This window comes from Anaeromicrobium sediminis (assembly GCF_002270055.1).
Taxonomy (GTDB): Bacteria; Bacillota; Clostridia; order Peptostreptococcales; family Thermotaleaceae; genus Anaeromicrobium; species Anaeromicrobium sediminis.
In genome coordinates this window covers 101,204-113,624 of record NZ_NIBG01000007.1, presented here as the reverse complement: position 1 = coordinate 113,624, position 12,421 = coordinate 101,204, and the positions used below count along the sequence as shown (strand labels likewise).

Below are 12,421 nucleotides of genomic sequence, written 5' to 3'. Positions count from 1 at the left end.
ATGTATAAAATGCTAATTGCAGATGATGAACCAATAGAAATTGAAGGTATAAAAAAAATAATAGAGAAAAATTTTGAGGATATAACCATAGTCAAGGAAGCAAAGAATGGACGAGAAGTTATAGAGTATTTCCAAGGAAATTCTCCAGATATAGCTTTTTTGGACATTAAAATGCCAGGAATAGATGGTATTAGCGCCCTAAAAGAAATTAGAAAGATGAATAGGAAAACCAAAATAGTCATATTATCAGCCTATGATGATTTTCAATATGCAAAGGAAAGTATATCATTAGATGCCTATGAGTATTTACTAAAGCCTGTTAGAAGAAAAAAGATAATAGAAGTATTAGAAAATATTATAAAAAATATTAAATCGGAAAGAAAAGAAGCTAACAAAAAGGTAAGGCTGCAGGAGGAAATAATAAATATTAAAAGTATAGTGGAGGAAAAATTAATATCATTTATATTAGAAGGTGGCAGTGAGAAAATAAAGGAAATATGCACTAATGAAAATATATTTAAGATTAATATAGATACGGCCCATTTAATAGGAATTAGAACTGATGAGAAAAATAGGGAGTTTGTGGAATCTAAAATAAAAAAGAGCTTCAAGTCAAAGGTAAACTCCATAATGTCTACTTACAATGACAATATATATATATTAATTGAGGAAGAAGAAGCAGATGAGTATTGGATAAAAAAAAGTTTAGAAAAAATAGAAAGGGAATTGAAAAATAATATTAATGAGGAATTAATCTATTGGTATGAGAAAAATAATTACTTTGAGGACATCAAAAAAAATGTAATTAAGATTATAGGAAAGCTAAACACTATAAATACTAACATGGACTTTAATGATGAAAATCGTTTAAGAATATGTAAGGAAGTTTTAAACTTTGATTTGAATTATTATAATGAATTTGAAAAAATGCTAGGATATATAATGAAAAAAACTAATTCCCGTGATTTAAATTTTTATGAAGAAATAAATGAAATAGTAAGCTTTCTTCAATATGGAGCTTTCATGGAAAAAAATGAGATTTATTTTAAAAATAGTAAAGAGATGATTAAAAATAAGAGAAGTAAATCCTCTATTAAAAATGCCATATTAGTAGATTTAGATACTTATGTGAAATTGTGTAGAAGTAATGATCTAATAGAAAATGTAAAGGATTACATTGTAAAGAACTATGATTCAAAAATAAAGTTAGAAGATCTATCATATAAATTTGCCATTAGCACCTTTTATTTAAGTAAATTATTTAAGCAAGAAACGGGACAAAACTTTATAGAGTTTTTAACCCATATAAGAATTGAGAAGGCAAAGAAGATGCTAAAGGAAGGAATACAAGTAAAGGATGTATATAGAAGGGTAGGATATAGTGACCCTAACTATTTTAGTAGGATGTTTAAAAAAATCACAGGAATTTCACCTAGTAAATATGTAAGTAAGAATTAGAGTATGATGAAGATTAGACGGATGCTCAGGGAGTGTGAACTTACGGCAGTCATATAAACAAAAACGTTTATAAGGTAAGTCACTATCAGACTATAGAGTGCGAATATTATATTCACGATAGAAGGTTCACAATTGTTTACAACATAGGATGTTCTGATGTTCCACCTTATAAAAATTTTTCATTCATATTCCCTTGTAAGTAGCCAGGCTTTATTGAATTTGGATATAGTTGGTATATGCAAATATAAAACATTATTTTTAAACTTTACAAACTTAAGATGTTGGATTATACTGGTAGTAGTTAAATAAGTTTGCTAGGGGTGCCTTAGGGCTGAGAAGAAGAAATTCTAACTCTTAAAACCTGATACAATTAATATTGTCGTAGGGAAGCAAGGAATGAATAAGGTTCATTATAAGCTTGCCTAGGTGCAAGCTTTTTTTAATTTAATATGATTTGGGGAGCTCATAGGGATGGGCTGAGAAAGGGATGTTATCTCTGACCCTTATAACCTGATTTGGATAATGCCAACGTAGGGACTAGTATACTGTATTAATATATACATAACTATAGAGACTCTTAATTCATGAAGAATTATAGTTTTAGTATATGGATTTTATACAAGCCTATGAAGGATTTTATCCTATAGGCTTTTTTTAGTTTATATAAAATTTTAGCATTTAAAATGTTAAATAAAAGGGGGAAGAATATGATCATAAATGGCAAAGAGATGGACTTTGGAAAGGTTACAATTACACAATTATTAAAGGGTTTAGATTTAAAAGAAGAAAAAGTAGTTGTAGAAGTGAATTTTCAAATAGTACCTAAAGAAATGTATGAAGAACATATACTTAATAAGGCTGACAAAGTGGAGATAGTAAGCTTTGTGGGAGGTGGTTGATTTGAAAATATATGTAAATGAAAAGGAAATGAGTGTAAATGAGGGAATTACTAGCTTTTCTCTTAGGGATTTAATTAAAAAGGAAGCAGATGTAGTAGTTTTAAATGGATTTATTATTAAGGAAGATGTACCTTTAAAAGAAAATGATAGGGTTGTGTTTATAACTAAAGGAGCAGTTCCAGATAGGGAGGAACTTGAATCACTACTTGTTTCAAGACATACACCAAGGGTGCACGAAAGGGTAGAAAAGGCATGTATAGGAATTGCAGGTCTAGGAGGCCTAGGATCAAATGTGGCCGTAGCTCTAGCTAGAATTGGAATAGGAAAATTAGTTTTAGTAGATTATGATTTGGTTGAACCAAGTAATTTAAATAGACAGCATTATTTTTTAAAGCACATAGGGATGAAAAAGACTAGGGCATTAAAAGAAATAATAAGTGAAATTAATCCCTTTGTAGAAGTTGAAATCAGAGATATTTATTTGGATAAGACCAATATGGAAGAGTCTTTTAAAGATGTGGATATAATAGTGGAGGCCTTCGATAATCCCATTTGTAAGGCAGAATTAGTAAATATTGCATTATCAAAGCTAACTAGTAAATATATTGTGGCTGCATCTGGCATGGCTGGACATTTTTCAAATAATACTATAAAGACAAAAAAGATAAGAGATAAATTTTATTTGATTGGTGATGATATTTCAGAGGCAAAACCAGGATGTGGTCTTATGGCACCACGGGTATCTATTGCAGCAAGCCATCAGGCCAATACTGTACTGAGAATAATTTTAGACGAATATGAGACTTAGGAGTTGACAAATATGGATTTATTAGATATTAGGGGAAATAAACTAAAGAGTAGATTACTTATAGGAACAGGAAAGTTTCCAAGTAAACATATTATTCCTCAAGTAATAGAAAACTGTGAAACACAAGTGGTAACCATGGCAGTGAGACGAGTTGATATTGGATCTAAGGAGGAAAATCTTCTTGATTACATTCCAAAGGATACTATCTTATTACCAAATACATCCGGGGCAAGAAATGCAGAGGAAGCTGTTAGAATCGCAAGGCTAGCAAGGGCCATGGGTTGTGGTAATTGGGTAAAAATAGAGGTTATATCAGATAATAAATATTTACTTCCAGATAATCAAGAGACTATAAAGGCTACAGAAATCTTAGCTAAAGAAGGGTTTATTGTACTTCCTTACATGAATCCAGATTTAATGACAGCAAGAAGATTAGTTGATGCAGGTGCAGCAGCAGTTATGCCTTTAGGGGCTCCTATAGGGACAAATAAGGGTATTAGAACAAAAGAACTTGTACAGATATTAATCGATGAAATTGATTTACCAATAATTGTGGATGCGGGAATTGGAAAGCCTTCTCAGGCAGCTGAGGCTATGGAAATGGGAGCAGCTGCAGTTTTAGTAAATACAGCTATAGCCACCTCAAAGGACCCTGTTCAAATGGGAAAGGCTTTTTCATTGGCAGTAAAGGCTGGAAGAACTGCATATCTTTCAAAAATGGCTCCTATAAAGGAACATGCTCATGCCTCTTCACCTCTTACAGGATTTTTACATAAAGGGGAATTATAATGGCTTTTTATGATGAATATTCAAAATTTAAGGAATTTAATTATGAAGAATTTTTTAATAATCTTACTGAGGAACATATACATAGTATTCTAAATAAGGACAAAATCAATGTTTATGACTACTTAGCATTGTTATCACCTTTAGGGGAGAAGTTCTTAGAAGAGATGGCAAAGAAGGCCCATTCATTGTCAGTAGGGCATTTTGGTAAAACCATATTACTGTTCACACCCATGTATATATCAAATACATGTATAAACCAATGTGCCTATTGTGGATTTAATGTAGACAACCATATAAAAAGAAAAAGATTATCTTTAGAAGAAATAGAAATGGAAGCAAAGGCTATAGCAGCGGAGGGGCTTAAACATGTACTTTTATTAACAGGAGAATCTCCAAAGGCTACACCAGTATCCTACATAGTAGATGCTGTTAATGTTTTGAAAAAATATTTTGATTCCATAGGTATTGAAATATATCCTTTGAATGAAGATGAATATAAACAGGTAGTAAATGCTGGGGTAGATAGTCTTACTGTCTATCAGGAAGTATATGATGAGGATATATATGACAATGTACATATTTCAGGACCAAAAAAAGATTACATATACAGATTAGATGCGCCAGAACGAGGTTGTAAGGCCAATATGAGAACTGTAAACATTGGTGCTCTTCTAGGACTTAATGAGTGGAGAATGGAAGGGTTTATTACGGGAGTCCATGCAAATTATCTTCAGAATAAATATCCCCATGTATCTATTAATGTATCTCCTCCTCGCATACGTCCTCATGCAGGTGTGTTTGAGAATGTATATGAGGTAAGTGACAAAAATCTAGTTCAGAATATTCTTGCCTTAAAGATTTTTTTACCTTACGTAGGAATTACCATTTCCACAAGGGAAGAGGCAATTCTTAGGGATAATTTAATACCCCTAGGAGTTACAAAAATGTCGGCAGGAGTAAGTACAGAAGTGGGAGGTCATAGTGCTAGTAATAAGGGAGAAGCACAATTTGAAATAGCAGACCTAAGAAGTGTAGAAGAAATGAGTCAGAGTATTCTAGAAAAGGGATATCAACCTGTATTTAAGGATTGGATGCATATATGACAAATATTAATAGGCTTATAAAAGATCATAAGATGCTTTTTCTCATTACTAACCGTAATATGATTAAAAGACCTACCTTGAGCCATGTAATAGAAGAGGCAATAGATGGCGGGGTTAATGCTATAGTATTGAGAGAAAAGGATTTATCCTATGATGAATTAATTATAATTGCTAAAGACATAAAAGACAAAATTCAGCATAAGGACGTATTATTTATTATTAATAGAAATTTAAAAGTAGCAAAGGAAATTAATTTAGACGGATACCACATGGGATTTCATGACTTAGTGAAGGAAAAGCCTAAATGGCATAAGCTCTTAGGCGTTTCTGTACATAGTTTAGAAGAAGCCATAATAGCAGAAGAAAAGGGAGCTAGTTACTTGCTAGCTAGTCATGTATATGAAACTGATTGTAAAAAAGGATTAAAGGGTAGAGGGATAGATTTTATAAAAGAAATAAGAGAAAATGTAAATATTCCTGTTATTGCCCTGGGGGGGATTAATCATGAAAATGTGGAGGAAGTCATGTCAACAGGGGTAGAGGGGGTGGCTGTTATGTCATATATTATGACAGACGAACATCCCTTTATGGCAGCAAAAAGGATTAAAGATAATATGTAAGGAAGAATAAAGAGCTATGTAAAAAAGCATGGCTCTTTATATTATATATATGTTTCGTGTAACCGTTTCCAAAAAAAGTAAAGTGTGATAAAATATGTATAGCATACAGAAAAAAGGTGGTAAAATGAAGGATAGGAAGAATGGGTTTACTTTAATAGAGTTAATAATAGCTTTACTAATTTTTAAGATTATTATTTTGTTTTTTTTCCCTTACAACAAAATGAAGTGGGAAAAGGCGACTCAAAGAATAGCTCTTAAGAAAGCTAAATGTGAATTAATTAAGGAAAATGGTAGGACAAGGAGTGGTGAATTTTAGAAAGTAGGCTATGATAGTATTTTTAAAAGGGTGTGAAGTAATATGGATATACAAGTATTTATACTAGGACTTTTAATAGGATCATTTTTAAATGTATGCATATACAGGATACCTAGGGAGGAATCAATTGTAGTGCCAGGATCCCACTGTCCTGTGTGTATGAATAAATTGAGAGCAATTGATTTGATTCCAGTATTAAGTTATTTATTTCTAGGAAGAAAATGTAGGTTTTGTAAGACTAAAATAGGACCAAGATATATGATGGTAGAACTTCTAACTGGGTTAGTATTTCTACTATTGTTTAATAAGTATGGAGATAGTATAGATTTTATAGTATACACTATCTTAATGAGTATATTAATTGTAATATGTTTTATTGATTATGATCATATGATTATACCAGATCAATTGGTATTTATGGCCACAATGGTAGGTATATTAGTAATCTTATATAACAGAAAGTTTCCCATGTACATATATGGTAATGATCCTTGGTATAGTCCTTTTATAGGGGTCATAATAGGATCTGGAAGTTTATTAATCATATCACTAATAGGTATGACCATCTATAAAGGTCAAGAAGTTATGGGAATGGGAGATGTGAAAATATTCATACCAATAGGATTATTTTTAGGTTTTAAAATGACAGCTGTAACATTATTCCTGTCCATATTATTAGGTGCAATAATAAGTATACTCTTAATAGTATCTGGATATAAATCTGTTAAAAGTTATATTCCCTTTGGTCCCTTTATTGTACTTGGAACTTTTATAAGCCTCATATGGGGATGGGATTTGTTTGACCTATGGTATGAATTTGTATTTGGAATGTAAAATAGAAGTTATATAATAAAAAAATACCAGTGAAAACACTGGTATTTTTATTGGCATCTATTCTTGTTCTAATGTAATAGTAGGAAATTCTACAGGACCATTAAGATCATAGTAGTTAAATACACCTTCTGATGAAGTTGTAACAGTAGTCTCTTGTACAGCCATATTTAAGTCTTGTTTTACTTCAAATTTTTCATACATTTTAGTCTCTGGATTTATATAAAACTTATAAGATATACTGATATCCATATTATTTAGCATGGTAATCATGGCAGTTTCAAACTCAGCCTTTTCTTTAGCTCTTTCTTCTTCACTCTTTTCGCTATTAGGATCGTTCATAATCATGTCACCAAAAGTTTTAGAGAAGTTTTCCATGAATTTACCCATAATTTCTTTATAAGTTTCTTTAGATACATTCATACTAATTACATAATATTTTTTCCCGTCTATATCTTCGTCAGCGTCAAATATTGCTGTATCTGAGAAAGCTTCTAACTGCTCATTAGATACTATCCCATTAGATGAATTGTTAGTTCCCATGGCAGATTGTAATTTTTTCATCATAGGATTCATGTCTATACTAGTCCATTTGTCACTAAAATTAGTTTTCATATACATTACATTGTCTTTCATGTACACTTCTGACCCAGCATTAGGCATTGTTTCGTCAGGAGAAACCATTGATGTCTTAACATATACCTCTTGAGGGTTTTTTACAAAACCTTCTTGAATCATGTTAAACTTCATGGCAATGTCTTCACCTTCAGCTTGTGTGTGTGTAGTCATTTTGTTAGTTCCCTTAAATTTGTATGTAGATAGCTTTAGTAAATTATCATTTGATAGCTTTAGCATTTCTTGTGCTGTCATATTTTCTCTTGTAAGCATTTTGATAAATTCAGCTTCCGTATCAGCAAAAGCCATAGTTGTAGATAGTATAAAAATTAAACCTACAACAAAGAAGAATTTCATTTTTCTCATACTCTAAACCTCTTTTCTTTAAATGATGTAAAAATTATATCATACCCCATATACATTTTAAATAAGATGGTGGAAAAAATATGTAAAATTACAGAAAACACCAAAAACACAGTGGTATACAAATTTGTAAATATATAGGCACAAATTATGATATAATTAATTTTAATATATATGATAAAAATTCTAAAATAATATATAAAATGAGAAAAATAGTGAAAGTATTTTATAGATAAGAAATTAACTAATCTTTAATTTCTTATCTAAGATATATTTTAAATTTAAAGTTATAGTAATTAAGTACTTTTGCTAATAATATACTATTAAAATGAAAGAATTTTAAAAGGAGGATGATTCGCTATAAAAAGAATAATAAAAGGGAAGAATATTGTGGATAATAATGACATTGTTAATGAAAAAAAATATTTAATACTATTATGTTATGCTTTCTCTTTAGTTATATTTGCTTTTCTAGTAGATAGTCCTATGAATATCTTTAAGGGATTATATTTGATTCTAATTGAACCAGACATATTAATTACAGATTATATTGGTGTGGGTGGAATAGGTGCAACTTTCCTCAATTCAGGAATATTAATGATATTATCAATTTTTATGTTGTACAAATGTAAAATTAATATTAATGGAGTTTCAATTGCATGTTTATTTTTAATTGCTGGATTTTCAATGTTTGGGAAAAATATTTTTAATGTATGGTTTATCATTATTGGAGTTTATTTATATGCTAAAGTCCAAAAAGACAAGTTTTCAAAATACATTTATATAGCTCTTTTTGGTACATGTTTATCACCAATGGTGACACAAATTATGTTCGGTATAGGCAAGCCATTAATGATTAGAATTCCAGTGGGAATTTTGGTCGGGTTAAGCATAGGTTTTATTCTGCCACCCTTATCAGCCTATTTAATAAGAGTTCATCAGGGCTTTAATTTGTATAATATAGGTTTTGTAGCGGGAATTATTGGGACCATATTTGTTTCTATATTTAAATCCTATGGCTTTTTACCAGAAAGTAGATTAATTTGGACTACTGAGAATAACATGATTTTAGGTGTATACCTATTTACAATTTTCATTTTAATGATTTTTATTGGATTTTATTTAAATGATAAATCTTTTAAGAACTTAAAGAACATCTTTTCATATCCTGGAAGAGCAGTTACTGATTTTGTAATGTTAGAAGGCTTTGCACCTACTTTGATAAACATGGGTATAAATGGCTTAATAGGAGTAATCTATATATTGATGGTAAATGGAGATTTGAATGGACCTATTATAGGTGGTATATTTACACTTGTAGGATTTGGAGCATTCGGTAAGCATTGGAAAAATATGTTACCAATCTTTTTAGGTGTTTATTTGGGTAGTTTAACGAAGATATGGAGTATAAATGACCCTGCAATATTATTGGCAGCCCTGTTTGGAACTACGTTAGCCCCTATAGCAGGAGAATTTGGTTGGAAATATGGCGTATTAGCAGGTTTCATACATTCTTCTGTAGTATTGAATGTGGGAGTTTTACACGGCGGCCTAAATTTATATAATAATGGTTTTGCAGGTGGTATTGTAGCCGCTACCTTAGTACCAGTCATTGAAGCTTTTAGGAAGGAAGAGGTATAATGAAGCATAATAATAAAAGAATTTCTAAAATAGTAGATGAATTAATTAATTATTTTTTTTCAATTGGAGGAACAGATATTAGTATTAACGTACAGAATTTAGAAAAGCATCATAAAATATTTTTTCAAAGTAATTATAAAAATGAACAGGATGAAAAAATAAATAAATTGATTAAATATTTGAGTTATCCAAAACAGGAGGAAATAGAAGAGTATTATTGGGAGTTAATGGGTGATTGTGATGTGGATACAGAACTTTCTCTTATAGGTATGATGATAGATGAAGCCGAAGTAAATTTCGTTGATGACAAAATACAAATAACTCTATATAGAAATAAGTAATATTATATAATAATTAAAATGGGAATCATCCAAGTGTGGGTTGTTCCCATTTTTTTAGATAGGACAATAATAATATATGCAAATAGACCTTTGTTCTTTTGGTGTATAATAACTGTGAGGGATAAAAAAACACTTGAGGGAAGGATGGGGAATTTTCAGTATGATATTTTTGTTTAAACATTTTCTAAACAATCTAGGATATATAATCGTAGTAGCCTTTTTAATATCTAGGCTTCCTGTGTTTGCTCAAATTATAAGGAAAGAAAAGCTCAGCTATTTAAGTATTATTACCCTAGGGGTTCTATTTGGAGGATTGGGAATAATAGGGACTTATGTAGGTGTAAATGTGAAAGGAGCCATAGCCAATACGAGGAATATTGGAGTTATGGTAGGTGGTATTTTATGTGGTCCCTATGTGGGAATAATAGCAGGGATAATAGCAGGTCTTCATAGACTTTTAATTGATATTGGTGGAATAACATCCCTACCTTGTGCTATAGCCACAATTATAGGGGGAATAATATCAGGTTTTGCTTATAAAAAATCCACATGGAAAAACAAATGGTTATATGGATTTATAGCTGGAGTAATAATAGAAAATATAAGTGCATTGTTAATATTAATCTTTGCTAGACCATTTCATTTAGCAATAGATATTTTAAAGTATATATATTTGCCTATGATGTTTGCTAATGGAGCCGGTATATCAATTATAATACTTCTTACAGAAAATATATTTGATACAGAAGAATTAATAGCAGCTAAACAGTCTAAGCAGGCCTTAGAAATAGCCAATAGAACATTACCCCATTTTAGGAGGGTAAATAAAAAATCATTAAATGAAGCTTGTCAAATAATAAAAGAATCTATAGGAGCCATGGCCGTATCAATTACAGATACTACTAGGATATTGGCCCATGTGGGAGCTGGAGCTGATCATCATACGGTGGGTATAGATCTAGTAACAGAAGCTACAAAGCGTGCCATAAGAGAAAATAAAATAGAAATAGTAAATACTAAAAGTGAGATAGAATGTAAGGATAAGAATTGTCCCTTAATGTCAGCTGTCATAGTGCCCCTTAAGGAAAAGGACAAAGTAATAGGAGTACTTAAGATATACTATGACAAGGAAAATAGTATAGGCCATAGGGATATAATGCTGGTAAAAGGCCTATCCCAACTAATATCTACTCAAATAGAACTTAGCAAAATAGAGCATATGAAGAATATGGCAAACAAATCGGAAATAAAGGCTCTACAAGCACAGATAAATCCTCACTTCTTATTTAATGCCCTAAATACTATAGTATCCTTTACGAGAATAAATCCAGATAAGGCCAGGGAATTAATAATAAACCTGTCTACCTACTTGAGATATAATATTGAGAATGAAAATATATTTGTAGACTTAAATAAAGAATTAGAACAAGTAAAGGCTTATGTACAAATTGAACAGGCACGATATAAGGATAAGATAGAAATAATATATGATATAAAGACTATTAAAGAAGAAGTGAAAATCCCAAGTCTTACTATTCAGCCCTTAGTGGAGAATGCCATAAAACATGGGATACTTAAAAAAGAAGGTAGGGGAAAAATCTATATTAGAGTTAAAGAACGTGATGATGATAAAATTCTAATAGAGATTAAGGACGAGGGAATTGGTATAGATGAAGAAGTTATTGAGAAAATATATAAGGGGAAAAATAAAGCTGGAAGTGTGGGTCTTTCAAATGTACACAATAGATTGAAGCTAATTTATGGACAAGGACTCACTATTGAAAAATGTGAAGATGGTACGAGAATATGGTTTTATATTAATAGGGATGCAAAGGAGGGAACCAATTAAATGAGAGGAATTATAGTAGAAGATGAGTATCCAGCTAGAGAAGAATTAAAATATTTTATAGATAAATATAGTTCTATAGATATAATAGAGGAATTCGAGTCTTCTGTTAAAGCCCTAGAGTTTATAGAAAAAAAAGAAGTGGATATTATATTTTTAGATATAAATATGCCTAATCTAAATGGTATGTCCTTTGCAAAAATAATAAATAAATTTCAAAAAAAGCCTAAAATAGTTTTTATAACTGCCTATAAGGATTATGCCATAGATGCCTTTGAGGTGGGGGCCTTTGATTATATATTAAAACCCTATTCAGAAGAGAGGATAATCCATACTCTAAAGAAGTTAGAGAGAACTAATGGAACTGTAAAGAAGGCAAATAAATGTTGTAAGATTGTATTAAATAAGGGAGAAAAACTAGTTGCAGTAAATCCAGAGGATATTTACTATTGTGAAGCTAGTGAAAGGGAAACTAAAGTATACACTAAAGATAATGTATATATGGCTAAGGATAAGATTTCTACTTTCATAGGAAAGCTTCCAAAGGAAAATTTTTTTAGAAGTCATAGGTCATATATTATAAACTTAGATAAAATAGAAGAGATAATCCCTTGGTTTAACAATACTTATAATGTGAGACTTCAACACATGAATGTGGATATACCAGTGAGCAGGAATAATATGAAGAATTTTAAAAGAATTTTAAACTTATAGGAAAACGTTTATGTAGAGACTAATGCATTTCATGTAAAGATTGTGTTATTTAATGTAGCCAACCATCCTTTTCTTAT

Annotated in this window: 13 protein-coding genes and 2 riboswitches; of the genes, 12 read left to right on the top strand and 1 reads right to left on the bottom strand. The window is 30.7% G+C overall.

The window, feature by feature from the left end; all coding sequences use genetic code 11:
- The 8 genes from CCE28_RS09885 (at window position 1) to CCE28_RS09850 (ending at window position 6,827) form a co-directional block, all read left to right on the top strand.
- A complete protein-coding gene (locus tag CCE28_RS09885) occupies window positions 1-1,458 on the top strand; it encodes a response regulator transcription factor (RefSeq protein ID WP_095133461.1) in 1,458 nt (485 codons plus the stop codon).
- 306 nt (window positions 1,459-1,764) lie between these two features.
- Window positions 1,765-1,863: riboswitch (TPP riboswitch) on the top strand.
- A gap of 40 nt (window positions 1,864-1,903) precedes the next feature.
- A riboswitch (TPP riboswitch) is annotated at window positions 1,904-2,013 on the top strand.
- 152 nt (window positions 2,014-2,165) lie between these two features.
- The gene (gene thiS, locus CCE28_RS09880; protein WP_095133459.1) at window positions 2,166-2,357 is read left to right on the top strand and encodes a sulfur carrier protein ThiS; all 192 of its coding nucleotides are present in this window, start codon (window positions 2,166-2,168) and stop codon (window positions 2,355-2,357) included.
- Window positions 2,350-3,165, top strand: coding sequence for a sulfur carrier protein ThiS adenylyltransferase ThiF (thiF, locus tag CCE28_RS09875; protein ID WP_334293518.1), 816 nt, complete (start codon window positions 2,350-2,352; stop codon window positions 3,163-3,165). Before thiS ends, thiF begins: the two co-directional genes overlap by 8 nt.
- 12 nt (window positions 3,166-3,177) lie before the next feature.
- Window positions 3,178-3,954 carry a thiazole synthase gene (locus CCE28_RS09870; RefSeq protein WP_095133455.1) on the top strand — a complete coding sequence of 259 codons (777 nt, stop codon included), beginning with the start codon at window positions 3,178-3,180 and terminating at the stop codon, window positions 3,952-3,954.
- Window positions 3,954-5,057 (top strand): 2-iminoacetate synthase ThiH, encoded by a 1,104-nt coding sequence (thiH, locus tag CCE28_RS09865; RefSeq protein WP_095133453.1) that lies wholly within the window; start codon window positions 3,954-3,956, stop codon window positions 5,055-5,057. The genes CCE28_RS09870 and thiH overlap by 1 nt, the downstream gene beginning before the upstream one ends.
- On the top strand, window positions 5,042-5,677 hold the full coding sequence (locus CCE28_RS09860; RefSeq protein ID WP_141228344.1) for a thiamine phosphate synthase: 636 nt from the start codon (window positions 5,042-5,044) through the stop codon (window positions 5,675-5,677). Before thiH ends, CCE28_RS09860 begins: the two co-directional genes overlap by 16 nt.
- A gap of 124 nt (window positions 5,678-5,801) precedes the next feature.
- A complete protein-coding gene (locus CCE28_RS09855; RefSeq protein ID WP_176461757.1) occupies window positions 5,802-5,993 on the top strand; it encodes a prepilin-type N-terminal cleavage/methylation domain-containing protein in 192 nt (63 codons plus the stop codon).
- 42 nt (window positions 5,994-6,035) lie between these two features.
- Window positions 6,036-6,827, top strand: coding sequence for a prepilin peptidase (locus CCE28_RS09850; protein WP_095133447.1), 792 nt, complete (start codon window positions 6,036-6,038; stop codon window positions 6,825-6,827).
- A 57-nt stretch (window positions 6,828-6,884) separates the two neighbouring features.
- Here the strand turns inward: CCE28_RS09850 and CCE28_RS09845 are convergent, their stop codons facing one another.
- Window positions 6,885-7,805, bottom strand: coding sequence for a DUF6612 family protein (locus tag CCE28_RS09845; RefSeq protein ID WP_095133445.1), 921 nt, complete (start codon window positions 7,803-7,805; stop codon window positions 6,885-6,887).
- Window positions 7,806-8,192: 387 nt separating this feature from the next.
- On the opposite strand from CCE28_RS09845, the gene CCE28_RS09840 reads away from it, so the two are divergent.
- The 4 genes from CCE28_RS09840 (at window position 8,193) to CCE28_RS09825 (ending at window position 12,344) form a co-directional block, all read left to right on the top strand.
- A complete protein-coding gene (locus CCE28_RS09840; protein ID WP_242972951.1) occupies window positions 8,193-9,443 on the top strand; it encodes a DUF1576 domain-containing protein in 1,251 nt (416 codons plus the stop codon).
- On the top strand, window positions 9,443-9,784 hold the full coding sequence (locus tag CCE28_RS09835) for a hypothetical protein (RefSeq protein WP_095133443.1): 342 nt from the start codon (window positions 9,443-9,445) through the stop codon (window positions 9,782-9,784). Before CCE28_RS09840 ends, CCE28_RS09835 begins: the two co-directional genes overlap by 1 nt.
- A 160-nt stretch (window positions 9,785-9,944) precedes the next feature.
- Window positions 9,945-11,633 (top strand): sensor histidine kinase, encoded by a 1,689-nt coding sequence (locus CCE28_RS09830; protein WP_095133442.1) that lies wholly within the window; start codon window positions 9,945-9,947, stop codon window positions 11,631-11,633.
- Window positions 11,634-12,344 carry a LytR/AlgR family response regulator transcription factor gene (locus CCE28_RS09825; protein ID WP_095133440.1) on the top strand — a complete coding sequence of 237 codons (711 nt, stop codon included), beginning with the start codon at window positions 11,634-11,636 and terminating at the stop codon, window positions 12,342-12,344.
- Window positions 12,345-12,421 lie beyond the last annotated feature (77 nt).